General features: G+C 43.2%; 37 protein-coding genes. 35 read left to right on the top strand and 2 right to left on the bottom strand.

Going from position 1 to position 22216, the window contains the following annotated elements; genetic code table 11:
• The first annotated feature begins 20 nt into the window (after nt 1-20).
• The 5 genes from ACZ5XX_RS08625 to rtcA all read left to right on the top strand — a co-directional run bounded on the left by ACZ5XX_RS08625 (nt 21) and on the right by rtcA (nt 4159).
• Nucleotides 21-581, top strand: coding sequence for a FumA C-terminus/TtdB family hydratase beta subunit (locus ACZ5XX_RS08625; protein WP_464584451.1), 561 nt, complete (start codon nt 21-23; stop codon nt 579-581).
• A complete protein-coding gene (locus ACZ5XX_RS08620) occupies nt 562-1365 on the top strand; it encodes a DUF6282 family protein (protein ID WP_464584449.1) in 804 nt (267 codons plus the stop codon). The genes ACZ5XX_RS08625 and ACZ5XX_RS08620 overlap by 20 nt, the downstream gene beginning before the upstream one ends.
• A 90-nt stretch (nt 1366-1455) precedes the next feature.
• The gene (locus tag ACZ5XX_RS08615) at nt 1456-1953 is read left to right on the top strand and encodes a TIGR00288 family NYN domain-containing protein (RefSeq protein ID WP_464584447.1); all 498 of its coding nucleotides are present in this window, start codon (nt 1456-1458) and stop codon (nt 1951-1953) included.
• Between the two features lie 23 nt (nt 1954-1976).
• Nucleotides 1977-3137 carry a TIGR03576 family pyridoxal phosphate-dependent enzyme gene (locus ACZ5XX_RS08610; RefSeq protein ID WP_464586351.1) on the top strand — a complete coding sequence of 387 codons (1161 nt, stop codon included), beginning with the start codon at nt 1977-1979 and terminating at the stop codon, nt 3135-3137.
• Between the two features lie 5 nt (nt 3138-3142).
• On the top strand, nt 3143-4159 hold the full coding sequence (gene rtcA / locus ACZ5XX_RS08605) for an RNA 3'-terminal phosphate cyclase (protein WP_464584444.1): 1017 nt from the start codon (nt 3143-3145) through the stop codon (nt 4157-4159).
• 1 nt (nt 4160) lies between these two features.
• Here rtcA and ACZ5XX_RS08600 read toward each other — a convergent pair whose 3' ends face one another.
• Together ACZ5XX_RS08600 and ACZ5XX_RS08595 are read right to left on the bottom strand one after the other, a co-directional pair.
• On the bottom strand, nt 4161-5132 hold the full coding sequence (locus tag ACZ5XX_RS08600) for a biotin--[acetyl-CoA-carboxylase] ligase (protein ID WP_464584442.1): 972 nt from the start codon (nt 5130-5132) through the stop codon (nt 4161-4163).
• The gene (locus ACZ5XX_RS08595) at nt 5133-6614 is read right to left on the bottom strand and encodes an acetyl-CoA carboxylase biotin carboxylase subunit (protein WP_464584440.1); all 1482 of its coding nucleotides are present in this window, start codon (nt 6612-6614) and stop codon (nt 5133-5135) included. It abuts the gene before it with no gap.
• 112 nt (nt 6615-6726) lie between these two features.
• Here ACZ5XX_RS08595 and ACZ5XX_RS08590 point away from each other — a divergent pair, with 112 nt between their 5' ends.
• From ACZ5XX_RS08590 to ACZ5XX_RS08445, 30 genes are all read left to right on the top strand, one after another.
• A complete protein-coding gene (locus tag ACZ5XX_RS08590) occupies nt 6727-7371 on the top strand; it encodes an METTL5 family protein (RefSeq protein WP_464584438.1) in 645 nt (214 codons plus the stop codon).
• Between the two features lie 141 nt (nt 7372-7512).
• Nucleotides 7513-7650, top strand: a complete 138-nt coding sequence (locus tag ACZ5XX_RS08585; RefSeq protein ID WP_464584436.1) for a hypothetical protein — start codon at nt 7513-7515, stop codon at nt 7648-7650.
• A 21-nt stretch (nt 7651-7671) separates the two neighbouring features.
• Nucleotides 7672-7812 (top strand): hypothetical protein, encoded by a 141-nt coding sequence (locus ACZ5XX_RS08580; protein WP_464584434.1) that lies wholly within the window; start codon nt 7672-7674, stop codon nt 7810-7812.
• Between the two features lie 3 nt (nt 7813-7815).
• On the top strand, nt 7816-8613 hold the full coding sequence (locus ACZ5XX_RS08575) for a putative RNA uridine N3 methyltransferase (RefSeq protein WP_464584432.1): 798 nt from the start codon (nt 7816-7818) through the stop codon (nt 8611-8613).
• A gap of 4 nt (nt 8614-8617) precedes the next feature.
• The gene (gene rpl3p, locus ACZ5XX_RS08570) at nt 8618-9631 is read left to right on the top strand and encodes a 50S ribosomal protein L3 (RefSeq protein ID WP_464584430.1); all 1014 of its coding nucleotides are present in this window, start codon (nt 8618-8620) and stop codon (nt 9629-9631) included.
• A 12-nt stretch (nt 9632-9643) separates the two neighbouring features.
• Nucleotides 9644-10411: a 50S ribosomal protein L4 gene (gene rpl4p, locus ACZ5XX_RS08565; protein ID WP_464584428.1), complete on the top strand. Its 768-nt coding sequence runs from the start codon at nt 9644-9646 to the stop codon at nt 10409-10411.
• A gap of 5 nt (nt 10412-10416) precedes the next feature.
• Entirely contained in the window at nt 10417-10677 is a 261-nt protein-coding gene (locus ACZ5XX_RS08560; protein WP_464584426.1) for a 50S ribosomal protein L23, read from the top strand.
• Between the two features lie 15 nt (nt 10678-10692).
• A complete protein-coding gene (locus ACZ5XX_RS08555; RefSeq protein WP_464584424.1) occupies nt 10693-11400 on the top strand; it encodes a 50S ribosomal protein L2 in 708 nt (235 codons plus the stop codon).
• A gap of 21 nt (nt 11401-11421) precedes the next feature.
• Nucleotides 11422-11832, top strand: a complete 411-nt coding sequence (gene rpsS / locus ACZ5XX_RS08550; protein ID WP_464584422.1) for a 30S ribosomal protein S19 — start codon at nt 11422-11424, stop codon at nt 11830-11832.
• Between the two features lie 16 nt (nt 11833-11848).
• Nucleotides 11849-12310: a 50S ribosomal protein L22 gene (rplV, locus tag ACZ5XX_RS08545; RefSeq protein WP_464584420.1), complete on the top strand. Its 462-nt coding sequence runs from the start codon at nt 11849-11851 to the stop codon at nt 12308-12310.
• Between the two features lie 4 nt (nt 12311-12314).
• Complete coding sequence (locus ACZ5XX_RS08540) at nt 12315-13022, top strand: 30S ribosomal protein S3 (RefSeq protein WP_464584417.1); 708 nt, start codon at nt 12315-12317, stop codon at nt 13020-13022.
• A 6-nt stretch (nt 13023-13028) separates the two neighbouring features.
• Nucleotides 13029-13223, top strand: coding sequence for a 50S ribosomal protein L29 (gene rpmC, locus ACZ5XX_RS08535; protein ID WP_464584415.1), 195 nt, complete (start codon nt 13029-13031; stop codon nt 13221-13223).
• A gap of 12 nt (nt 13224-13235) precedes the next feature.
• Nucleotides 13236-13541, top strand: a complete 306-nt coding sequence (gene yciH / locus ACZ5XX_RS08530; protein ID WP_464584413.1) for a stress response translation initiation inhibitor YciH — start codon at nt 13236-13238, stop codon at nt 13539-13541.
• The gene (gene rnp1 / locus ACZ5XX_RS08525) at nt 13538-13819 is read left to right on the top strand and encodes a ribonuclease P protein component 1 (protein WP_464584411.1); all 282 of its coding nucleotides are present in this window, start codon (nt 13538-13540) and stop codon (nt 13817-13819) included. The genes yciH and rnp1 overlap by 4 nt, the downstream gene beginning before the upstream one ends.
• Nucleotides 13820-13831: 12 nt before the next feature.
• On the top strand, nt 13832-14152 hold the full coding sequence (locus ACZ5XX_RS08520; protein ID WP_464584409.1) for a 30S ribosomal protein S17: 321 nt from the start codon (nt 13832-13834) through the stop codon (nt 14150-14152).
• 1 nt (nt 14153) lies between these two features.
• Nucleotides 14154-14552 (top strand): 50S ribosomal protein L14, encoded by a 399-nt coding sequence (locus tag ACZ5XX_RS08515; RefSeq protein WP_464584407.1) that lies wholly within the window; start codon nt 14154-14156, stop codon nt 14550-14552.
• A gap of 13 nt (nt 14553-14565) precedes the next feature.
• The gene (rplX, locus tag ACZ5XX_RS08510) at nt 14566-14937 is read left to right on the top strand and encodes a 50S ribosomal protein L24 (protein ID WP_464586349.1); all 372 of its coding nucleotides are present in this window, start codon (nt 14566-14568) and stop codon (nt 14935-14937) included.
• A 3-nt stretch (nt 14938-14940) separates the two neighbouring features.
• The gene (locus tag ACZ5XX_RS08505) at nt 14941-15663 is read left to right on the top strand and encodes a 30S ribosomal protein S4e (RefSeq protein ID WP_464584405.1); all 723 of its coding nucleotides are present in this window, start codon (nt 14941-14943) and stop codon (nt 15661-15663) included.
• A gap of 3 nt (nt 15664-15666) precedes the next feature.
• Nucleotides 15667-16173 (top strand): 50S ribosomal protein L5, encoded by a 507-nt coding sequence (locus tag ACZ5XX_RS08500; protein WP_464584403.1) that lies wholly within the window; start codon nt 15667-15669, stop codon nt 16171-16173.
• An 11-nt stretch (nt 16174-16184) separates the two neighbouring features.
• Complete coding sequence (locus ACZ5XX_RS08495; protein WP_112093181.1) at nt 16185-16328, top strand: 30S ribosomal protein S14; 144 nt, start codon at nt 16185-16187, stop codon at nt 16326-16328.
• Between the two features lie 13 nt (nt 16329-16341).
• The gene (locus tag ACZ5XX_RS08490; RefSeq protein ID WP_464584400.1) at nt 16342-16734 is read left to right on the top strand and encodes a 30S ribosomal protein S8; all 393 of its coding nucleotides are present in this window, start codon (nt 16342-16344) and stop codon (nt 16732-16734) included.
• Nucleotides 16735-16746: 12 nt separating this feature from the next.
• Nucleotides 16747-17280 carry a 50S ribosomal protein L6 gene (locus ACZ5XX_RS08485; RefSeq protein WP_464584398.1) on the top strand — a complete coding sequence of 178 codons (534 nt, stop codon included), beginning with the start codon at nt 16747-16749 and terminating at the stop codon, nt 17278-17280.
• 4 nt (nt 17281-17284) lie between these two features.
• Nucleotides 17285-17611 carry a 50S ribosomal protein L32e gene (locus ACZ5XX_RS08480; RefSeq protein WP_464584396.1) on the top strand — a complete coding sequence of 109 codons (327 nt, stop codon included), beginning with the start codon at nt 17285-17287 and terminating at the stop codon, nt 17609-17611.
• A gap of 36 nt (nt 17612-17647) precedes the next feature.
• Nucleotides 17648-18094 (top strand): 50S ribosomal protein L19e, encoded by a 447-nt coding sequence (locus ACZ5XX_RS08475; RefSeq protein WP_464584394.1) that lies wholly within the window; start codon nt 17648-17650, stop codon nt 18092-18094.
• A gap of 13 nt (nt 18095-18107) precedes the next feature.
• Nucleotides 18108-18689 carry a 50S ribosomal protein L18 gene (locus tag ACZ5XX_RS08470; protein WP_464584392.1) on the top strand — a complete coding sequence of 194 codons (582 nt, stop codon included), beginning with the start codon at nt 18108-18110 and terminating at the stop codon, nt 18687-18689.
• Entirely contained in the window at nt 18686-19330 is a 645-nt protein-coding gene (gene rpsE, locus ACZ5XX_RS08465; protein ID WP_464584390.1) for a 30S ribosomal protein S5, read from the top strand. Before ACZ5XX_RS08470 ends, rpsE begins: the two co-directional genes overlap by 4 nt.
• Nucleotides 19331-19344: 14 nt before the next feature.
• Entirely contained in the window at nt 19345-19800 is a 456-nt protein-coding gene (locus ACZ5XX_RS08460; protein WP_464584388.1) for a 50S ribosomal protein L30, read from the top strand.
• A 12-nt stretch (nt 19801-19812) separates the two neighbouring features.
• A complete protein-coding gene (locus tag ACZ5XX_RS08455; protein WP_464584386.1) occupies nt 19813-20250 on the top strand; it encodes an uL15m family ribosomal protein in 438 nt (145 codons plus the stop codon).
• Between the two features lie 20 nt (nt 20251-20270).
• The gene (secY, locus tag ACZ5XX_RS08450) at nt 20271-21632 is read left to right on the top strand and encodes a preprotein translocase subunit SecY (RefSeq protein ID WP_464584384.1); all 1362 of its coding nucleotides are present in this window, start codon (nt 20271-20273) and stop codon (nt 21630-21632) included.
• Nucleotides 21633-21648: 16 nt separating this feature from the next.
• A complete protein-coding gene (locus ACZ5XX_RS08445; protein WP_464584382.1) occupies nt 21649-22203 on the top strand; it encodes an adenylate kinase in 555 nt (184 codons plus the stop codon).
• Nucleotides 22204-22216: the final 13 nt, after the last annotated feature.

Here is a 22216-nt window from a genome sequence, read left to right as displayed (position 1 = left end):
AGATTGGGGGGCTGATAAGAATGGAAGTGAAACTTAAAACACCATTGTCTGATGATGACATTAAAGGGCTTAGAATAGGTGATATCGTTTATATTTCAGGGACTATATTCACGGCCCGCGACCGTGCGCACAAAAAAATGGTGAAAGAAGGGGCGCCCTACAACCTAGAGGGGACTGTGATATTCCATGCAGGGCCCATAATAAGGCAAAGGGGGCCGCTTAAAGGGGATGCCATAGAGGATCCTCCAGTGGATCTTATAGTTGTAGGGCCCACAACAAGCACTAGGATGAACCCATATCAGTCCAAACTCATAAAATTGGGAGTGAAGGCTATAATAGGCAAGGGTGGTATGGATAGGAACGTTCAGGATGCTCTGACCAGAGAATGTGCAGTTTACCTCGCGGCGGTTGGTGGATGCGCAGCACTCTACGCAGAGAATGTTAAGAAGGTTAAGAGGGTTTACTGGCCGAATCTTGGCATCCCAGAGGCTGTATGGGAGTTCGAAGTCCAAGACTTCGGGCCTTTGATCGTTGCCATGGACTCCAAGGGTGAAAACTTGTATGAGAGAATTAAACATTAGCTTGGAGGGGATGATAGACACTCACATCCACCCAGGACCAGATATTGTACCCAGGTTATTGGATGATATCGAAGCTGCAAGACAAGCCCAACTTGAAGGAATGGAAGCTATAGTAATAAAAAATCATGTGGAACCAACCACCTCAAGGGCTAGAATAGCATCCAAAGTCACGGGCTTGAAGGTCATGGGTGGTGTGACACTTAATGAAACCATCGGGGGCTTAAATCCTAGTGCAGTGGAGGTCTCAGCAAAAATTGGGGGCAGATTCGTGTGGATGCCGACGATTTCAAGGGAAAAAACAGATCTTTCAAATATAGGGGAAGTCCTAGATATTATAGCAGAACATGACCTAGTACTTGCAACAGGACACCTTAAACCATATGAGATCCTAGAAGTTATAGATTTGGCAAGATCTGCTGGGATACGGAGGATACTGGTCAACCATCCACTGACTAGGATAGTAGGTGCAAGTCTAGAAGAACAAAAGGAAATGTCAAGGCATAGCTTCCTTGAACATTGCATTGTAGCATGTTTCCATGAACAATTACCCCCAACTAGGATTATAGAAGCCATAGAATATGTTGGATATAAGAGGTGTATAATTGCCACAGACCTTGGCCAGGAACATAACCCATCCCCTATAGATGGGCTTAAATGGTTTATAAGGTTTCTCATTCAAAGTGGATTAAAAGAAAAGCACGTCACTTGGATGTGTTCATCAGCCCCCAGAAAACTAATATTCGAAAGGCATAAAAGATCGCAAAAACATACTATTTTTTTATAGTACTCTGTCAACCAATCATAGTAACTTCCACCTGATATGTGGGAGATAATTGTTAGTATTACATAGGAGGTAAAATATTGGAGGATGAAAATGCGCCGTTTTGAAAAACTGACATCGATTAGGGATTATATACCTATAAAGAAAAAGGAGTCTGAGGATAAGAATATTGGGTTGCTGGTTGATGGTCCTAACATGCTCAGGAAGGAGTTCAGCTTAGACCTCGACCTTGTGAAGAAGATATTATCAGAGTATGGTAATATGAGGGTTGGTAAAGTCCTCTTAAACCAATATGCCTCTGATAAACTTATAGAAGCCATAGTAAACCAGGGCTTCACTCCGATCGTTGTAGCGGGGGATACTGATGTTTACATGGCCGTGGAGGCCATGGAACTTATTTATAATCCTAATATTGACATAATAGCCTTGATGACTCGTGATGCCGATTTTCTCCCCATAATCAATAAAGCAAAAGAAAATGGTAAACACACTATTGTTATTGGAGCAGAGCCTGGTTTCAGCGCCGCCCTAAAAAATGCCGCGGATGATGCAATAGTATTAAAATCCGAAGAAAAAAGGCTGAAAAAATAGCATGGGGGGGCCTCTGATTGAACATGCTCATCAAAGGGCCTGAAGATGAAATACTTAAAAAAGAACAGGCCTTCAAGATAATCAGATCAACCATAGATAAGAAGGGTAGAGAGGCGCTTTATGACCTCACAGGCCTTGCAGGCGGATTCCCCATAAAGGAAGAGGACAAAGGGCTCCTTGAAACATACATAGGGCCGGCCGTCTACGAAGAAAAATTCAAAGGACTGGCATTGGAACATCTGGGGGGAGAAGAAGCCATAGCATTCAACCGTACAACATCAGGGATACTCGCCACAATAATAGCCCTAACAAAACCAGGAGACAAAATCGTACACTACCTCCCAGAATCCCCATCACACCCATCAATACCAAAAAGTGCCAAGCTCAGAGGCGCAAAATACCTAGAATTTGATAACATTAAAGAATTTCACATACCCCCAGGGACAACACTTATCTTCATAACAGGAGCCACCATGGACCACAAGATAATAAGAATAGGAGAATTTAAGGGGATAATCAGCTTATCAAAGAAAGCAGGGATCCCTGTAGTGGTTGATGACGCGTCAGGAGCCCGTTTAAGGACAATAATATACAAACAACCCAAGGCAATAGAACTAGGAGCAGATCTAGCGATTACAAGCACGGACAAACTCATGAACGGACCCCGTGGCGGAATACTAGCAGGAAAAGCCGGGTTAGTCAACAAAATAAAGAGTATAGCATACCAGTTCGGCCTTGAAGCACAACCACCACTCATAGCAGCGATGGTAAGGGCACTAGAAGAATTCGAACCTTCAAAGATCATCAAAGCAATCAAAATAAGAGACGAAGTACACATAAAACTTAAAAGAGCATTCAAGGGCTTCCAGAAGACCCCAACAGGTGTTATGATCCGCCCAGAGGAGATAAAAAAGGAAATAGAAAGGCGCCATATCAGGACAAGACTATCCCCACAAGACATATCATACCTCTGGGCCATGCTACTACTCCAAGAACATGGAATAATAACAATACCAGCTGCTGGAATGCCAGGAGCATCCCCAACACTCAGATTGGACCTCTCAGCGCCAGACGCCCAAAGACTAAAACCAGACCAGATAACAAAAGTCATAGAAGAAACATTCCAGAAACTATTAAAAACCATAAAAGAACCCGCAAAGGCAAAAACCATACTAGGAGGCTAAACCTTTTGCTCGAAATCGACGGATCATTCGGTGAAGGAGGGGGTGCCCTCGTAAGAATATCCACAGCACTCGCAGCCCTAACATCAACACCCATAAGAATATACAACATAAGGGCCAACAGGCCCAAAAAAGGCCTATCATACCAACACCTAACAGCAATCAAAGCACTAGCCAAACTGACAAGAGCAAGGATAGAAGGGGCCAAGCTAGGATCCATGGAAATCAGATTCATCCCACAAAGGATAGAGGGGGGAAACTTCTACTTCGATGTTAAAACCGCAGGGAGCATAGGACTAGTACTCCAAGCCCTCATGATACCTGCAGCATTCGCAGAAGACAAGACAAAATTCAAGATACGGGGAGGAACCGATGTCAAATGGTCACCACCAATAGACTACCTTGAAAATGTGACATTACCACTACTAGAGAAGATGGGCTACAAAGGAAGGATAAAACTACTAAAGAGAGGATACTACCCAAAGGGTGGGGGTATCATAGAAGCAAGAATACAACCCATAAAAAAACTAAAACCAATAAAATTGACAAAAGCCAGGATAAGCTCCATAAAGGGGATATCACACGCCAGCAAACTCCCATTACACGTTGCCGAGAGGCAAGCACGGGCGGCCCGAGAAAAACTAAAGGAAAGGGGACTAGAAGCAGATATAAGGATAGAACATTCCACTAATACGCTCTCACCAGGTTCGGGTATAATACTCTGGGCCGAGGGCAACACCAGAATAGGGACCAGTTCACTCGGTGAAAAGGGCAAACCTGCAGAAGTTGTTGGAAAAGAAGCTGCTGAAGAACTAATAAGATCCTTAGAATTGGGGGCGCCCCTAGATAAATACATGGGGGATCAAATCATACCATACATGTCAATTGCAGGAAACTCCATAATAAAAACTGTTGAATTCTCAATGCATGCCTACACCAACATACACATCACAGAGAAGATCACAGGCAAAAAATTCAAAGTAAAAGGAGAGCTTGGAAAACCAGCTACAATAGAATGTCCATAGTCTACCTTCCCAAATGTATACACTCTCCTGAAACTATCTTCCTCAATTTTCCATTATCCAACTCTAAGATAAGAGCGCCCTCACTGTTCACACCAACAGCTTCACCCCTTACAATCTCCCCCAGCTGCTTCCTAATCTCAACATAGCTTCCAATAGTCTTTGAAAATCTTCTCCACTCATTCAATATCTCAGGGAAGCCCCCATTCTTGAAGTCATCATACACCTTCTCGAATTCGACTAAAAGCTTCCTGATAAGATCAACAGAATCAACATCCACGCCAAGCTCCTTTTTAAGGGATGTGGCCCCTTCACGGAACTCCTCGGGGAACAAGTCCACGTCAACGTTCGTATCTATCCCTATACCCACAACAATATATTCTATGGTGTTAAAACGGGCATGGGCCTCTGTCAATATACCGCAGACTTTCTTGTCCCCGATAAGTATATCATTGGGCCATTTTATCCCAACATCTAAGCCAAACTCCCCCCTAAGGGTTTTAGCAACCGCAACACCAGTTACAAGAGTTAGATGGGGAGCTTCCGCTGGGGGTATCTCTGGTCTTAATATTATTGACATCCATATACCGCCACGGGGCGATATCCACTTTTTTCCTCGCCTACCCCGACCCCTTGTCTGGGTCTTTGCTATGACAACCACACCCTCCTTGGCATCATCCTCTGCAAGCTCCTTAGCTATAATATTAGTGGAGTCAACCTCATCAAAACAATAGATTTCCCTACCAATATAGCGTGTCCCAAGGCCATCTTTTATCTTAGATGGTGACAGATCACCTGCCGACCCCTTTAACCTGTAACTTTTCCCTGATTTTTCGAACCTATAACCTTTATCCTCAAGAATTTCAAGTACTTCCAGAACTTTATCAGGTTTAAATCCTAATTTTGATGCCATCTCATCTACGGACACGAACCTTTCCCTGTTCTCATACAAGAATTCAAGGATCTTATAATTCATCTATAACACCTTTTTATTGGATGCTATATAATTTCCTATCGCCGCTGAGATCGCGGCAACCTTCTTTGATGGTAGGAATGTTGATTGTAACCTGGTTACCATATCTCTATCCTCGATGACTATCCTCTTCATCTCCTCCTCTATCTGCTTCCTATGATAATCTACAAAGTGTGTGTGGAGTTCACCCCTATTGAAGGCATCGTTCCTCATTATGGCCTTATGGAATGGTATGGTAGTCTTAACGCCCAATATTATATACTCTGCAAGGGCTCTTTTCATCCTTTCAATGGCCTCTGCACGGTCACGACCCCATACTATAAGCTTTGATATCATAGAATCATAATAGCTTGGTATCTCATAATTCATATAAACGCCACTGTCAACTCTAACTCCTATGCCCCCAGGCGATCTGTAACCCGTTATCCTGCCTGGTGTCGGTTTGAAATCTGATAAGGGATCCTCCGCGTTTATACGACATTCGATGGCATGACCCCTTATTTTTATTTCATCCTGTGAACAGCATAATTCCTCGCCAGCGGCGATCCTTATCTGTTCCTTCACTATGTCCACACCTGTTATAACCTCTGTTATGGGATGTTCCACTTGCACTCTTGTGTTCATCTCAAGGAAATAGAAATCCCCATTAGAATATAGGAATTCAACAGTACCGGCATTGGTGTAACCAATATGCTTAGCGGCTCTGACAGCCGCAGCACCCATCTTCTCTCTGAGTTCAGGTGTCATTATAGGTGAGGGGGCCTCCTCTATCAATTTCTGGTGTCTGCGTTGTATTGAACATTCCCTCTCATTAAGGTGTATTATGTTCCCATGTTCGTCTGCCAGCACTTGGAATTCAATGTGCCTTGGCTTTTCAAGATATTTCTCTATATAAACTGTGGGGTCCCCGAAGGCGGATGATGCTACTGATTGTGTGGATTCTATGGCCCTTACAAGCTCGTCTTCTTCATAGACAGTTCTCATACCTATACCACCGCCCCCGGCGGATGCTTTTACTATGACTGGGTAGCCTATCTCCTCGGCAATTTTAATGGCCTTTTCAGCATCTTTCACGCCTTCAACCGTACCAGGGACCACTGGAACCCTGGCCTTTTTCATGAGTTTCCTCGCCCTTATCTTGTCACCCATGGCCTCGATAACTGAACTTTTAGGGCCTATGAGTTTTATTCCATGCTTTTCGCATTCCATGCCAAGTTTCGGGTTTTCAGCTAAGAAACCGTAACCTGGGTGTATGGCCTCTGCACCAGATTTTTCGGCTATATCTATTATTTTATCCACTCTTAGGTAGCTTTCGGATGGTGTTGAACCGCCAAGGGGGTGTGATTCATCAGCATAACGTGCGAATAATGAATTCTTATCAGCGTCTGAGTATATGGCGACACTTTTGATATTCAATTCTCTGCATGCTCTCATAACCCTTATGGCTATTTCACCACGGTTCGCAATGAGAATCTTGTTGAACATGGACGAACACTCTCCCTTTTAAGACCTATCATGATAATTTTCGTGAAGATATTATTTAATAGTTTCCCCCCCATAGAATAAGATTAGAGTAAAATTTTCCCCAGGATCTGATATGAAGCATAGGATATTAAAGAAAAGGCATCTTGAGATTTTACTTGAAAGGATACCAGATTATGTTAATCCTAAGGCGGGTTTGGAGCAGTATAAAACCCCCCCGGCTATTGCTGCTGACATTCTTTGGCTTGCATATAATCTTGGTGATATTCATGACAAAAATGTCATGGACCTGGCCTGTGGTACTGGTATATTTGCTATTGGAGCCGCCATCTTAGGAGCCGGGAAGGTCTTCGCCGTGGACATTGACAGGGAAGCTTTGGAAGTTGCCAAGGGCGCTTCTGAAGGATTGGATGTTGCTGATAGGATACAATTCATAGAAGCCGATATAAAGGATAGTATCCCAGAACTTTCAAGGTTGGAGATTGATACGCTGATCCAAAATCCACCATTCGGATCCCAGAGGATGGTTAAGCGTGGTGCTGATAGGATCTTTATTAGAGGATCCCTTAAAATTTCCCCTGTTGTTTATTCATTTCATATGATGGGATCAGAAGAGTTTGTCAAAGGATACTTCGAAAGGATGGGTGGGAAAATAACACACAAATTATACTATAGGTTTCCCATCCCAAGGGTATATGATTTCCACAAAAAGGAATTTAAACTTGTGGATATCATAGTCTTAAGGGTTATCAGAACCTAAAGTATGGAATACCCCACTACGCATTCCACTGGCTAGCCTTTAGTTCACAGTCCCTCCTCGACATTTTGGGAATCCTCCCATTACCCGCAGCATCCTAGTGTGACCCCCCCCACAGCTGCTTATGCAAGGGGGCTTCCAACATTGAACCCCCCCACAAAATCTGGGAAATATATTTCACGCTTTGAGCTCATCCAAGAGATAAGAATACTAGTACATACTAACCCCAGACTAGCCATACCCCTCCAAGCGGGGGTCTTCAAGGCCCCCCTTACTACATAATAAGTGTGGGGGCTGCAAAGTATGGTATTTAACTTGAATACCCACCCTTTGAGGGCCTATTGCAAAATGGTGGAGAGGATTAAAAAAATACCTTTGATCTATAGGGACAGTTCCCCATTAATAGTTATGAAAATATTTATAAAAGATGAAGATAGAGATTAATAGATGTATAAAACATGTTTATCTATATTCCTCCCGGACACTTTAACAGAGGAGACAAGGGATCCTAAAATAAAAACATATAAGGTTGGTATAATTGGCCGTGCAGCGGCCATATTCAGAGTCGATGAGATCATAATCTACAGGGATGAAGGTGAGGGAGAGGCAAAGTTTATTAGGGATATACTAACTTATATGGATACACCCCAATACCTTCGAAGGAAGGTTTTCCCTTTATCGCCTAACCTGAAGCATGTGGGTGTGCTCCCCCCACTTCGCACCCCACACCACCCAACAGGCAAACCATACGTTGGCGAATACAGACAAGGACTAACCCTCAAGAGAACTAGAAGGGGGACCCTAGTTGATATAGGAGCGAACAGACCAGCCTTATGCAAAGAAAAGCTTACAGTGAACAAGATACTAACCTTCAAAATAATAAAATATGGTAAGAATATAATAGTGGAACCAGAGGAACCAGAAAATGTGTACTGGGGATACAAGGTAAAGGATACGGGTAAAAGCCTCGAGGAAACCCTAAAATCCTCGGGGAAGGATGTTGTCATAGCAACATCCAAGTATGGCGCGCCCCTTACTTCTATTCTAGATGAAGTAAAATCCAGACTAGAAAAAGCCCATGACGTGGCTATTTTATTCGGAGGTCCTTACAAGGGGTTACCAGAGATCGAAGCTGACTTCACCTTGAATACAATACCATGCCAGGGGACCGAAACTGTAAGGACCGAGGAAGCTGTACTAGCAACTTTATCAATATTTAACATAATAATGGAAGAGGAGGTATAATCTAATGGCTAGACATCATCAACCAAAAAAAGGATCACTAGCATACAGTCCAAGGAAACGGGCTGCGAAGGAAACACCCAGGATAAAATCCTGGCCAAAAATCCAAGAGTTGAAACCACTAGCCTTCGCCGGTTACAAGGCCGGGATGACCCACATTACAATGGTGGATAATAGGAAAAATTCACCCACAGAGGGTATGGAGATCACAACACCCGTCACAGTAATAGAAACTCCACCCATCACTGTAATGGGCGTTAGAGCCTATGAAAGAACCAGCAGAGGACTCCGGACATTAACAGATGTCCTAGCCGATAACTTGAAAGAGGATCTTGGAAGAAGAATATCCACACCAGGAGACAATTACAACAAGGAAGCAGCCATCCAAAAATTAAAAGATAACCTGGATTACATCCAAGAGATAAGAATACTAGTACATACTAACCCCAGACTAGCAGCGCTGCCAAAGAAGAAACCAGAAGTCTTTGAATGTGCCATAGGCGGTGAAAGCATCGAAGAAAAATTAGAATATGCATTGGAGTTGCTTGGAGAGGACGTCAGAGTAAGTGACGTGTTCTCAGAAGGGGAATACATTGATTCGATAGCAGTAACCAAAGGCAAAGGATTCCAGGGGCCAGTCAAAAGATGGGGTATCCGGATACAATATGGTAAGGCAGCGAGAAGCAGCAAAGGGAGGCACATAGGATCCCTAGGCCCATGGACACCATCAAGGACGATGTGGACAGTCCCACAAGCAGGACAAATGGGCTACCATAGGAGAACAGAATACAACAAGGAAATACTCAGAATAGGAGAAGCCTCAGAAGCCGACAAAATAAACCCGAAGGGTGGATTCATAAGATACGGGCTCATCCGCAATGATCACATCCTCCTAAAAGGTTCGGTACCAGGCCCAGCCAAGAGGCTGATAATCATGAGAAAGGCCATAAGAGCACCTGAAAAGGGTGTTGAAGCACCCCAGGTAACATATATAAGCACAGCATCAAAACAGGGCACATAGGGCGTGGTTCGCATGAAGATTAAAGTTTACTCACTAGACGGAGAACCAGTAGACGAGATAAAACTACCTAAGATATTCAACGAAGAATACAGACCAGACCTCATAAAAAGGGCGGTCATATCAGCACAAACAGCAAGAATACAACCATGGGGTTCAGATCCCATGGCTGGCAAAAGAACCTCAGCAGAATCATACGGCGCCGGCCGGGGAATCGCAATGGTACCCAGAATAAAAGGCAGCCAAAGAGCAGCATTCGCACCCCAAACCGTGGGGGGAAGAAAAGCACACCCACCAAAACCATACAAAAACTATCATGAGAGGATAAACACCAAGGAAAGGCGCCTAGCCATCAGATCAGCCATAGCAGCAACAGCCAACAAAGAACTAGTCAAGGAAAGGGGACATATCACAGACAAAATCCCACAAATCCCACTGGTAGTGGATGATGAACTCTCCAAGATCAAAAAAACAAAAGAGACCAGGAAAGTATTCAAAAAACTAGGAATAATAGATGACATAATAAGGGCGAAAGAAGGTAAAAAAATAAGGGCTGGGAAAGGTAAAATGAGGGGGAGAAAATACAGAACACCCAAAGGACCCCTCATAGTAGTCCACGAGGATAAAGGCATAAGACTAGGTGCGAGGAACCACCCAGGCATAGACATAATAAGAGCAGAAAACCTGAACGCGGAACTACTAGCGCCAGGCACACACCCTGGCAGACTAACAGTCTACACAAGATCCGCAATAGAAAAACTTGACAAACTCTTTGGGGTGTAAGCACAATGGACCCATACAAGATCATAATAAAACCCCATGTAACAGAAAAAACTATGAACCTAATAGACCAAAATAATGAATTAACCTTCATAGTCAACCAAACAAGTAACAGGTCTGAGATAAAAACAGCCTTCGAAGAACTCTTCGCCGTGAAAGTTGAAAGAGTTAACACTCAAATCACGCACAAAGGAGAAAAACTAGCATATATAAAATTAGCCAAGGAACACAACGCAGAAGACATAGCAGTTAAACTAGGAGTATTCTAAGATGAGGGGATAACAATGGGTAAAAGATTAAGATCACAGAGACTTGGGAGGGGAACACCAACATATAGGAGCGCCTCCCACAGATTCAAAGCAAAAATAAAATACAAATCCCAAGAAGCCATGAAAGGTAAGATAGTTGATATAATCCACGACCCTGGGAGAACAGCCCCTATAGCCAGGATAAAATATGACAACGGCAACGAAGATTACATACTAGCACCAGAGAACATCAGAATCGGGGAAGAAGTATACCATGGAAGCCCAGCACCCATAAAACCAGGCACCATCATAGAATTGGGGGAAATCCCAGAGGGGACGCCAATCTACAACATAGAAAACCGTCCAGGAGATGGTGGGAAACTCGTCAGATCATCAGGAACCCATGCTTCATTAATCACACACGACATCGACAAGGTAGTTATAGAATTGCCATCAGGAGAATTGAAAGCCCTAAACCCAAAATGCAGGGCCACAATTGGTGTGGTGGCTGGTGGAGGGCGTAGAGAGAAACCATTCTTAAAAGCGGGTAAAAAATATCATGCCCTCAAGGCTAAGGGTAAAAAATCCGTTGTTGTAAGAGGTGTTGCAATGAACGCCGTCGACCACCCACATGGTGGAGGTAACAGACAACATCCAGGCAAACCCACAACAGTATCAAAACACGCCCCACCAGGAAGGAAAGTTGGTTCAATCGCAGCTAAAAGAACCGGGAAAAGAAAATAAAAAATATTGGGAGGTGAGTTATTGGCGCGTAGAGAATTCAGTTACAGAGGCTACCAATTAAACGAATTACAAAAAATGCCCCTAGATGATGTGATAAAATTATTCCCATCCAGACAAAGAAGATCCCTAAGAAGAGGATTCCTACCAAGACAAAAAAAATTATTGGAAAAGGTAAGGAAGGTTAAAAAAGAGATGGAAAAAACTGGAAGGCAACCCATTATAAGAACCCACTGCAGGGACATGATAATACTCCCAGAGATGGTGGGTTTAACCTTCGGAGTATACAATGGGAAAGACTTCGTAGAAGTGAAAATCCAACCAGAGATGATCGGACACTACCTTGGAGAATTCGCACCAACAAGGAAAAAAGTTGAACACGGAGACCCAGGAATGGGCGCGACCAGATCATCCATGTTCGTTCCTCTGAAATAAAATGGGAGACAATAAAATGGCCAGGATCAAATACGCTTATAAAGGAGAAGATGAAGCCAAAATAGCAAGGGCGGCAGGATTCAGACTCCAAATCTCCCCAAAGCATGCAGTTGAAATCTGCAGAGAACTTAAAGGCATGAAATTAGAAGAAGCCAAAGACTACCTCAAAGAAGTCATCCAAATGAAAAGACCAGTACCATTCAAAAGATACAATAAGAAAGTAGGACATCGCAGGGGACTTAGAGGATGGGACAGTGGCAGATACCCAGTCAAAGCAGCCGAACACATACTAAAAGTTTTGGAGAATGCTGAGGCCAACGCAGAATACAAGGGACTAGACACAGAAAACTTGAAGATAATCCACATATCAAGTCACAGGGGACAACCGATCAGGGGATGGATCCCCAGGGCATTCGGGAGAGCCACACCATTCAACAGGCCAACCACACATATCCAAGTAGTACTGGGGGAGGCTTAGTCCAATGATAGAAAAAGACTTCGTCACAGAAGGCCTTAGAAGGACAAAGATTGATGAATACTTGGAAAAGGAGCTTGAAAGGGCGGGTTATGGTGGCATGGACATCCAAGTAACACCACTAGGTACCATGGTAGTGGTCTATGCAGAAAGACCGGGCATGGTAATCGGACGGGGAGGTAAAACAGTCCGAGCCATAACCCAGAGACTCAAAAACAAGTTCAAACTAGAAAATCCCCAGGTAGAAGTTAAAGAAGTTGAAGTACCCGAGTTAAACCCTAAGATAATGGCCCATAAGATAGCTGCCATGCTCCAGCGGGGCATGCATTTCAGGAGAGTGGCTTACACGGCCATGAGGAGGATAATGGCCGCTGGCGCCCAGGGGGTCGAGATCACAATCTCAGGGAAGATAAGGGGTGCCAGGGCAGCTATGGCCAAATTCACAGACGGCTATATTAAAAAGTGTGGCGAACCAGCCATAAAGTTCGTCAAGGAAGGATTCGCCACAGTACAATTAAAACCAGGAGTACTTGGAGTTTATGTGCGTATAATGCCCCCAGATGCTAAATTACCCGATGACGTGGAGGTCAAAACCCCAAAAATTGAGGAAAGAACCACAGAAGAAGAACTAGAGGAACTAGAAGAAGTTGAGGAGGAATCAGAGGAAGAACTAGAGGAACTAGAAGAAATTGAGGAAGAAATTAAAGAAGAGTGATTAAAAATGGCCATCCTAAGAAGTGATGAGATAAGAGAAATGGACGCTGAGGAACTTTATAAAAAATTAGATGAACTGAAGGCAGAATATTCAAAGTACTTATCCAAGAGCGCGGCAACAGGGGCCCCTGAAAGCCCTGGTAAAATGCGCGAACTTAGAAAGACGATAGCAAGAGTTCTCACAATCATGAAAGAAAAATAGAAGGAGACATAAATGAAAATCTGTGAGGTATGCGGTCTTCCAAAGGAATTATGCGTCTGTGAAGAGATAGCGAGGGAAATACAAAGAGTAAAGGTGTACACAGTAAGGAGACGGTTCGGGAAAATCATGACAATAATTGAGGGCATCAACGAACAAGAAATAGACATAAAAGAGCTCACAAAGACGCTGAAAGCCAAATGCGCATGTGGGGGGACAGCCAAAAAGGGTAGAATAGAATTACAAGGAGACCATAAAAAGAAGGTCAAAAAGGTCCTAGTCGAATTAGGCTTCTCCCCAGATACCATCGAGATAAGATGATAACACCAAGGAACATATTCAGACACGAACTCATAGGCTTGAAGGTCAAAGTAGCAGAAAGTTCACACAAAGGCTTCAAAGGCCTCAAGGGCAAAGTCATTGACGAAACAAAAAACACACTCAAAATAGAATTAGAGGATGAGAAAGAAATCATAGTACCCAAAAACGTGGCAATATTCCACTTCAAATTACCAGACGGTCAGATAGTTGAAATAGACGGGCGAATAATATTAGGCCGTCCAGAAGAGAGGATAAAAAGGAAATTTAAAAAAATTTAAGGGTGATAATAAATGATCGGCATCGACGTCCCAGAACCAAAATCCAAATGTAACGATCCTAACTGTCCATTCCATGGTAACCTAAAGGTTAGGGGCAGAATACTAGAAGGTATAGTAGCCAGTGACAAGGCAGAAAGAACGGTTACTGTAGAAAGAAGCTACTACCATTTCTTGCCAAAATATGAAAGATATGAGAAGAGAAAGTCAAAGATCAAAGCCCACAAACCTGATTGCATCGACGTTAAAGTCGGTGACACAGTAAAGATTGCAGAATGCAGACCCTTAAGCAAAACAAAAAGTTTCGTTGTAGTTGAAGTAAAGGGAGAGAAATAGTATGAAGGCCATAGCAGCAAATGTCACCAGGGCACTGCCTGTAGGCGCGACACTACACTGTGCAGACAACACAGGAGCCCGGCAACTTGAAATAATAGCGGTTAAAGGTTACAAGGGTGTTCGAAGGAGGTTGCCAGCAGCTGGTGTAGGTGACATGATAGTGGTCTCAGTTAAAAAAGGTACCGTGGACATGCGAAGAGAAGTCCTAAACGCAGTCATAATAAGACAGAAAAAAGAGTATAGGAGACCGGACGGGTTAAGGGTCCAATTTGAGGATAATGCCGCGGTTATCGTGAACCCAGACGGGAGCTTGAAGGGCTCCGAGATAAGAGGACCCGTTGCGAAAGAAGCAGCCACCAGATGGCCTAGCATAGGGAGCGCAGCCAGCATAATAGTATAATATGGTGATGATAATGGCTAGGAGAAGACCAAGATCAAAACAGCCAAGGAAACAGAGGAAATTCCTCTATAATGCGCCTTTACACATTCGTCACAAGATAATGAGCGCAAACTTGAGTAAAGAACTCCGAGAAGAATACAATAGAAGATCACTACCAGTAAGAAAAGGAGACAAGGTAGAGATAATGCGCGGAGACTTCAAAGGACACCAGGGAAAAATAGAGAGGGTGGACCTCAAAAACTATAAAGTCTATGTGGAGGGTGCCACCATACAAAAGGTAGACGGAACCACCACATACTTCCCAATACACCCCTCCAACCTGCAGATAATAGAATTGAACTTAGAAGATGAGAAAAGACTCAAAGTATTGGAACGGAAGGGATAAAAAATGGCTAAAATGGGATCAAGAAAACATCTTAAACGTTTCAAATCACCTAGACACTGGCCAATACCACCAAAGGAGAGTAAATGGACTGTTAAACCCTCACCAGGACCCCATTCCATAGAAAACTCCCTACCACTCCTTGTAATAGTAAGGGACATCCTTAAGGTGGCTGACACTTCCAAGGAGGCTAAAAAGATAATAAACAATGGGAAAATCTTCATAGATGGGCGTCCAAGGAAAGATTACAAGTTCCCAGTCGGTTTCATGGATGTTGTAGAAATACCCCTAACAGGCGAAACCTACAGGGTAGGTCTCAGCGAAAAAGGCACCCTAACATTATACCCAATAAAAGAAGAGGATAAAAACTTCAAATTATGTAAGATCATCAAAAAGACAACACTCAAAGGTGGAAGGACACAACTAAACCTTCACGATGGACGCAACCATATAGTTGATGAAAACTTCAAAGTAGGAGATGTTATAAAACTCAAAATCCCACAACAGGAAATAGTAGATTCAATAAGCTTCAAAGAAGGTAACATTGGACTAATTACAGGTGGTAAGCACACAGGTGAGATTGGGACTATCAAAAGGATAACAGTTACAAGATCATCAATGCCCAACACAGTAATCATAGAAACCAAAGATAATAAAAGTTTCATGACATTAAAAGACTACGTATTCGTCATCGGAGAAAAAGAACCGCTCATACAACTAGGAGGATAAAATATGAACCCCATGGAACAAGTGAGAATAGCAAAGGCGACCCTGAACATAGGCGTTGGAGAAGGAGGGGAAAGACTAGCAAGAGCAGAGAAACTACTAGAAACCATGACAGGACAAAAACCGGTTAAAACCATATCAAAGGTGACAAACCCAGAATTCGGAATAAGAAAAAAACAACCAATAGGCTGCAAGGTAACACTAAGAGGAGAAAAAGCCGAAGAAATAATCAAGAAATTTTTAGATGGTATCGGCAACAAAATCAAAGCAAGCCAATTCGACGACCAAGGAAACGTTTCAATGGGCATAGAAGAACACATAGACATGCCAGGGATGAAATACGACCCAGACATTGGAATATTCGGGATGGACTTGTCAATAACATTCGAAAAACCAGGGTACAGGATAAGTAGGCGCAGAATACAGAAGAGGAAGGTTCCAAGGAAACATAGAGTCACGCGAGAAGAAGCCATCAAATTCATGAAAGAAAAGTTCAATGTCAAAATAACATAGGGTGATAATCCATGCCAAGAAAATACGGGAAAGCCTCAAGGAAATGTTCAAGATGTGGCGATCATTCAGCCATTGTAAGAAGATACGGGTTAATGTTATGCAGACAATGCTTCAGAGAACTCGCACCAAAAATAGGCTTCAAAAAATACAACTAAAAGAGGGAAGAAAATGACACTAATGGATCCACTCGCCAATGCACTGACAAACATCAAAAACAACGAACTTAGAGGAAACACCAAATGCATAATATCACCAGCCTCCAAACTTATCGGACAAGTACTAAGGACAATGCAAAAGGAAGGATACATAGGCGAATTCGAATACGTTGACGACGGCAGAGCCGGGAAATTCATAGTGGAATTAGAGGGGAACATAAACCACTGCGGGGTTATAAAGCCAAGGCACGCCGTCAAAAAAGACGAATTCGAAAAATTCGAGAAAAGATATCTGCCAGCCAGAGACTTCGGAATACTCATAGTCACAACCCCAGAAGGTATAATGACTCACAAAGAAGCCAAAGAAAAAGGGATAGGCGGCAGACTACTAGCATACATCTACTAGAGGGTGATAATAATGGCCATAGCAGCAATAATCCGTGAAGAAATCCCCATCCCAGACAATGTAGAGGTCACAATAGACCATGAAATAACAGTAAAGGGGCCTAAGGGGAAAGTATCCCGCAGATTCGACCAACACAACATAAAAATAGGTAAAGAAGATGATAAGATCATCCTAGAAGTTAAATTTCCACGTAAAAGGGACAAGGCCATGCTCGGGACCATAAAAGCCCACATAAACAACATGATAACAGGAGTAACCAAAGGATTCACTTATAAAATGAAGATTGTCTATGCACACTTCCCCATGACAGTTAAAGTCCAAGGAGACAAAGTCATAATCGAAAACTTCCTAGGTGAAAGGCACCCACGCAAGGCAAAAATCCTCGGAGACACAAAAGTACAAGTAAAAGGCGATGAAGTCCACATAACCGGAATAGACAAAGAAGATGTGGGACAGACAATGGCGAACATAGAACAGGCCACAAAAATCAAAAGAAGAGACCCGAGAGTATTCCAGGATGGCATATACTTAATAAGTAAAGGGTGATCCTATGAAAAAAAGATTCAAGAGACAAGAGTATGCAAGATACAAAAAATTGGGTGAAAAATGGAGAAGACCCAAGGGCAAAACCAGTAAAATGAGAAGATACGAGAAGGGAAAACCGGCAATGCCATCCATAGGATACAGGAAGCCCAGGAAAGAAAGAGGATTACACCCCTCAGGTTACAAGGACATACTAATCAGGAACTTGGAGGAGATAGAATCCCTAGACCCGGAAAAAGAGGCTGCAAGGATAGCATCCACGGTAGGCGCCAGGAAGAAGAGGCTAATCATTGAAAGGGCTAAAGAGTTAGGCGTTAAAATCCTGAACCCATAAAAGCCCATAAAATGACCTAAGGGAGGGAAACCCAATATGAATCTCACCACTCAAAAGAGACTAGCTGCAGAAATACTCAAAGTAGGAACAAACAGGGTATGGATAGACCCTGAAAGAGTCGAAGAAGTTTCAACAGCAATAACAAGAGAAAGCATAAAACAACTAATAAAAGACGGGGCCATAAAAGCCCAACCCAAGAAAGGTATAAGCAGTTACAGGTCCAAGAAGATAAAACAGCAAAAAAAGAAAGGTAGAAGAAAAGGAAAAGGTAGTATAAAAGGGGCTAAAGGTGCTAGAAGACCCCGCAAGAGGGAGTGGATAAGCACAATAAGGGCTCTGAGGAAGGATCTTAAAAAAATGAGGGACAAAAGGCAGATAAACAAGACTACATATCGTAAACTTTACAAAATGGCTAAGGGCGGGGCTTTCAGGAGCAAATCCTATATGAAAACCTATGCCAGAGACCATGACATGCTAAGATAGGAGGCGATCAGACTTGGCACACGGACCCAGATACAGATTACCCTTCAGAAGACGTAGAGAAGGGAAAACAGACTACAGGGCAAGGTACAGGTTAATGGATGTTGGTAAATTAAGATTCATTGTAAGAATAACCAATTATCATGTTATAACCCAGATAGCCAAAATTGGTAAAATGGGGGATGAAACCCTCATTTCAGCCCACTCAAAACAATTACAGAAACTCGGATGGCTAGCTAATACTAATAATATAAGCGCAGCCTACCTAACAGGATACCTATGCGGTAAAAAAGCCCTAAAAGAGGGGATCACAGAGGCCGTCCTTGACATAGGGTTAAGACCGCCCATTAAGGGCTCGAGGGTCTTCGCAGCCCTTAAAGGAGCTGTTGATGCGGGTTTAAAAGTGCCTCACAGTGAATCCATCCTACCAGACGAGTCAAGGATAAAAGGAGAACACATAGCAGCCTATGCAAAATCATTAGATGAAGAAGAAGCAAAAAAAAGGTTCTCCAAATACTTTGAAAGAGGGATCCCCCCAACAAGATTACCAGAGCACTTCCAAGAAATCAGAAGGAAAATAGATGAGGTAATATCATGAACTTTGACATCGAAGAATGGGAGCCCAAAACAAGCCTAGGCCAGAAGGTGAAAGAAGGAGAAATCACAAGCATAGATGAGATACTCGAACAAGGGCTCCCCATAATGGAACTAGAAATAATAGACGCACTACTCCCAGACCTTGAAGAGGAAGTCATAGACGTTAACCTAGTCCAGAGAATGCACAAATCAGGTCGAAAAGTAAACTTTAGAGTCATAGTAGCAGTTGGAAACAAGGACGGCTACGTAGGACTAGGACAAGGAAAAGCAAGAGAAGTCGGACCAGCCATAAGAAAAGCAGTAGATGATGCTAAATTCAACATCATCAAAGTTAGAAGAGGATGCGGGGACTGGGGATGCGCATGCGGCCAAGAACACACCATACCATTCAAAGTCACAGGTAAAAGTGGGAGCGTCAGAGTCACCCTCCTACCAGCACCAGGAGGAGTGGGACTCGCCATAGGCGACGTTGGCAAAACAATACTAAGACTCGCAGGGATAGAAGACGTATGGTCCAGGACAAAAGGACAAACCCAGACAACCATAAATTTTGCAAAGGCAACCTTCAACGCCTTAAAACAGTTAAACAAGATAAAATCGACAGAAAAAGACCTTAAAAAACTTGGAGTCACCACAGCATAAGGGAGTGAGCCAGAATGTTCGTAGTCATAAGAGTGAGGGGCTCCGTGGGCGTGAGAAAAGACATCAAGGACACCCTAGCAATGCTAAGATTACACAGGATCAACCACGCAGTACTAGTCGATGAAACACCAGACTACAAAGGAATGCTGCAAAAAGCAAAAGATTACATAACATGGGGAGAAATAAACGACGGGACACTAGCATCAATGATCAAGAAAAGAGGCAGACTACCAGGTAACAAAAGAATCACAAAAGAACACATAAAAGACAAAGGCTATTCAACATTCAAAGAATTAGCAGAAGCCCTAATCAAAGGAGAAACCACACTCGAAGACCTTCATATAAAACCAGTATTCAGGCTCCAACCACCCAGGAAAGGCTATGAGAGCGTGAAAAAATCCTTCAAAGAAGGTGGAAGCCTAGGCTACAGAGGAGATAAGATAAACGAACTAATACAACGAATGATATAGGGGGAGGATACGATGATCAGAAAAAGAAAAAAGATCACAAAGATGAGAGGCTCCAGGACAGTCGGCGGAGGATCATCAAAGAAAAGGCGAGGAGCAGGCCACCGCGGCGGCAGAGGACAAGCAGGAGGACACAAACACCACTGGACATGGATAGTCAAATACGACCCGGAACACTTCGGTAAAAGGGGATTCAAACGTCCAAAGAAACTCATCAAGGACCAGAAGGCGATAAACCTTGGAGAAATCCAAGAAAAATTACCAAAGCTCATAGAAGAAGGCATAGCCAAAAAAGAAAAAAATATAACAATCTTAGACGTTACCAGCATAGGCTGCGAGAAAGTCTTGAGCCAGGGCAAAGTAACAGAACCATTACACATTAAAGCCCGCGAATTCTCAGCTAAAGCAGAAGAAAAGATAAAAGAGGCCGGGGGAAAAACCGAGACAATATAATCCCTGGGAGTTGAACAAATTTGAGGGAGAAACTAGACCCCATATTCTCAATAATACCAGAAGTAAAACGGCCTGAATACAGGCAAACATTCAAGGAAAAACTCAAATGGACGGGAATAATCCTAATATTATACTTCTTCCTCGGCCAGATACCCCTATATGGTCTAAGTCCCACCGCAGTGGACCAATTCGCACAGTTAAGGGCGGTTATCGCAGGAAACTTCGGCTCAATCCTAACATTAGGTATAGGGCCCATAGTCTCAGCATCAATCATACTACAATTGCTAGTAGGTGGAAAACTATTAAAATTGGACCTCTCACGCCACGAAGACAAGGCATTCTTCCAAGGAACCCAGAAACTGTTAGCCATAATCTTCACAGTCTTTGAAGCAGCCATACTAGTACTAACAGGGGCCCTCACACCTTTATCTTCAGCATTTACAGGCATACTAATATTACAGATGACAATAGGTGGCGTGCTCATAATATTCCTAGATGAGGTGGTCTCTAAGTGGGGCTTTGGCAGTGGAGTTGGACTATTCATAGCAGCAGGAGTATCCCAGCAGATAATGGTGGGAGCATTCAACCCCCTTCCCTCACCAGCACAACCAGGAGTGCCAGCCGGCAGAATACCAGGTTTCCTATACTTGCTAGCAACTGGCCAATCTCCTGATATACAATATTATATTATACCAATACTAGCCCTAATCTTCGTATTCCTAATTGTGGTCTATGCAGAGAGCATGAGGGTTGAAATACCCTTAACAATGGGTGGAGGTAAAAGATGGGGGAGGGGTCCAATAGGCAAGTACCCGCTCAGGTTCGTATATGCGAGTAACATGCCAGTTATACTCACAAGCGCCCTACTATTAAACGTGCAATTAATGGCCAACGTATTCCAGAAAATGGGACACCCAATACTCGGAGAGGTTTCAAGGGGGCAAGCCATAAGTGGCATAGCATACCTCCTAACCCCCCCAAGGTCTATTGACATCCTCTACTTGGATCCCTTCAAAGTCATATTTTATGCAATAGTATTCATAGGATTCTCTATCCTATTCGCATGGTTATGGATCGAAATAAGCGGCCTCGGACCCCGAGAGGTTGCCAAACAATTATACCAGATGGGATTACAAATTCCTGGTTTTAGAAGTACCAAGAAACAATTTGAGAGGATACTAAAACGTTATATACCCCCACTCACCATAATAGGGGGGGCCTTCGTAGGATTCCTAGCATTCATAGCTGACCTAACAGGGGCCCTAGGTGGGGGTACCGGTGTGCTTTTAACAGTGGGTATAGTCTACAGGTTATATGAGGAGATAGCCCAGGAACAACTTATGGACATGCATCCAATGCTCAGACGCTTCCTTGGAGAATAAAAAAAGGGGATAAAATATGAAGGTTGTTGTAGTTGCAGGCATACCAGGATCTGGGAGTACAACAGTACTCGAACATGCACTAGAAGACCTAGATTATATAAACGTAAACTATGGGGATGTGATGCTCGAAATAGCCCAATCAAAGGGTCTGGTGGAGGATAGGGATCAGTTGAGGAGACTTTCACCAGAAAAACAAAAGAAGATACAAAAGGCGGCTGCGAAAAATATAAGAGAGAGATCCGAGGAAACTAATATAATCGTTGACACCCACTGCACCATAAAAACGCCGACTGGTTTTCTACCAGGACTACCACAATGGGTCCTAGAGGAACTCCAACCAAACATGTTCGTACTTATTGAGGCAGACCCAGAGGAAATCTTCATGAGAAGAATCTCGGACAAGACAAGGACAAGGGACATGGAAATGCTCAAAGAAATAGACTTGCACCAACAAATGAACAGAGCAGCTGCCATGGCCTACGCCACCCTAACAGGTGCAACAGTGAAAATAATCGAAAACCATAACAACCGCCTAGAAAATGCAGTTCAGGAAATGAAAAAGATACTATAAGAGGAGAAACAAG

This window comes from Methanothermobacter crinale (genome assembly GCF_055397825.1).
Note: the sequence above shows the minus strand (reverse complement) of the source record. Positions and strands in the feature narration are given on the sequence as shown.

What these genes read in the sequence shown, in the direction of transcription:
- rpmC (WP_464584415.1), top strand. Translation starts at nt 13,029, where the DNA reads ATGGCCATCCTAAGAAGTGATGAGATAAGAGAAATGGACGCTGAGGAA.
- ACZ5XX_RS08500 (WP_464584403.1), top strand. Translation starts at nt 15,667, where the DNA reads ATGAACCCCATGGAACAAGTGAGAATAGCAAAGGCGACCCTGAACATA.
- ACZ5XX_RS08590 (WP_464584438.1), top strand. Translation starts at nt 6,727, where the DNA reads ATGAAGCATAGGATATTAAAGAAAAGGCATCTTGAGATTTTACTTGAA.
- ACZ5XX_RS08455 (WP_464584386.1), top strand. Translation starts at nt 19,813, where the DNA reads ATGATCAGAAAAAGAAAAAAGATCACAAAGATGAGAGGCTCCAGGACA.
- ACZ5XX_RS08490 (WP_464584400.1), top strand. Translation starts at nt 16,342, where the DNA reads ATGACACTAATGGATCCACTCGCCAATGCACTGACAAACATCAAAAAC.
- ACZ5XX_RS08445 (WP_464584382.1), top strand. Translation starts at nt 21,649, where the DNA reads ATGAAGGTTGTTGTAGTTGCAGGCATACCAGGATCTGGGAGTACAACA.
- ACZ5XX_RS08480 (WP_464584396.1), top strand. Translation starts at nt 17,285, where the DNA reads ATGAAAAAAAGATTCAAGAGACAAGAGTATGCAAGATACAAAAAATTG.
- ACZ5XX_RS08515 (WP_464584407.1), top strand. Translation starts at nt 14,154, where the DNA reads ATGAAGGCCATAGCAGCAAATGTCACCAGGGCACTGCCTGTAGGCGCG.
- ACZ5XX_RS08600 (WP_464584442.1), bottom strand. Translation starts at nt 5,132, where the DNA reads ATGAATTATAAGATCCTTGAATTCTTGTATGAGAACAGGGAAAGGTTC.
- ACZ5XX_RS08485 (WP_464584398.1), top strand. Translation starts at nt 16,747, where the DNA reads ATGGCCATAGCAGCAATAATCCGTGAAGAAATCCCCATCCCAGACAAT.
- rpsE (WP_464584390.1), top strand. Translation starts at nt 18,686, where the DNA reads ATGAACTTTGACATCGAAGAATGGGAGCCCAAAACAAGCCTAGGCCAG.
- ACZ5XX_RS08555 (WP_464584424.1), top strand. Translation starts at nt 10,693, where the DNA reads ATGGGTAAAAGATTAAGATCACAGAGACTTGGGAGGGGAACACCAACA.
- ACZ5XX_RS08620 (WP_464584449.1), top strand. Translation starts at nt 562, where the DNA reads ATGAGAGAATTAAACATTAGCTTGGAGGGGATGATAGACACTCACATC.
- ACZ5XX_RS08580 (WP_464584434.1), top strand. Translation starts at nt 7,672, where the DNA reads ATGGTATTTAACTTGAATACCCACCCTTTGAGGGCCTATTGCAAAATG.
- rpl4p (WP_464584428.1), top strand. Translation starts at nt 9,644, where the DNA reads ATGAAGATTAAAGTTTACTCACTAGACGGAGAACCAGTAGACGAGATA.
- ACZ5XX_RS08560 (WP_464584426.1), top strand. Translation starts at nt 10,417, where the DNA reads ATGGACCCATACAAGATCATAATAAAACCCCATGTAACAGAAAAAACT.
- ACZ5XX_RS08520 (WP_464584409.1), top strand. Translation starts at nt 13,832, where the DNA reads ATGATCGGCATCGACGTCCCAGAACCAAAATCCAAATGTAACGATCCT.
- rplX (WP_464586349.1), top strand. Translation starts at nt 14,566, where the DNA reads ATGGCTAGGAGAAGACCAAGATCAAAACAGCCAAGGAAACAGAGGAAA.
- rpl3p (WP_464584430.1), top strand. Translation starts at nt 8,618, where the DNA reads ATGGCTAGACATCATCAACCAAAAAAAGGATCACTAGCATACAGTCCA.
- ACZ5XX_RS08460 (WP_464584388.1), top strand. Translation starts at nt 19,345, where the DNA reads ATGTTCGTAGTCATAAGAGTGAGGGGCTCCGTGGGCGTGAGAAAAGAC.
- rnp1 (WP_464584411.1), top strand. Translation starts at nt 13,538, where the DNA reads ATGATAACACCAAGGAACATATTCAGACACGAACTCATAGGCTTGAAG.
- ACZ5XX_RS08610 (WP_464586351.1), top strand. Translation starts at nt 1,977, where the DNA reads ATGCTCATCAAAGGGCCTGAAGATGAAATACTTAAAAAAGAACAGGCC.
- rplV (WP_464584420.1), top strand. Translation starts at nt 11,849, where the DNA reads ATGGCCAGGATCAAATACGCTTATAAAGGAGAAGATGAAGCCAAAATA.
- ACZ5XX_RS08495 (WP_112093181.1), top strand. Translation starts at nt 16,185, where the DNA reads ATGCCAAGAAAATACGGGAAAGCCTCAAGGAAATGTTCAAGATGTGGC.
- ACZ5XX_RS08625 (WP_464584451.1), top strand. Translation starts at nt 21, where the DNA reads ATGGAAGTGAAACTTAAAACACCATTGTCTGATGATGACATTAAAGGG.
- yciH (WP_464584413.1), top strand. Translation starts at nt 13,236, where the DNA reads ATGAAAATCTGTGAGGTATGCGGTCTTCCAAAGGAATTATGCGTCTGT.
- ACZ5XX_RS08615 (WP_464584447.1), top strand. Translation starts at nt 1,456, where the DNA reads ATGCGCCGTTTTGAAAAACTGACATCGATTAGGGATTATATACCTATA.
- ACZ5XX_RS08475 (WP_464584394.1), top strand. Translation starts at nt 17,648, where the DNA reads ATGAATCTCACCACTCAAAAGAGACTAGCTGCAGAAATACTCAAAGTA.
- ACZ5XX_RS08505 (WP_464584405.1), top strand. Translation starts at nt 14,941, where the DNA reads ATGGCTAAAATGGGATCAAGAAAACATCTTAAACGTTTCAAATCACCT.
- ACZ5XX_RS08595 (WP_464584440.1), bottom strand. Translation starts at nt 6,614, where the DNA reads ATGTTCAACAAGATTCTCATTGCGAACCGTGGTGAAATAGCCATAAGG.
- ACZ5XX_RS08575 (WP_464584432.1), top strand. Translation starts at nt 7,816, where the DNA reads ATGTATAAAACATGTTTATCTATATTCCTCCCGGACACTTTAACAGAG.
- ACZ5XX_RS08540 (WP_464584417.1), top strand. Translation starts at nt 12,315, where the DNA reads ATGATAGAAAAAGACTTCGTCACAGAAGGCCTTAGAAGGACAAAGATT.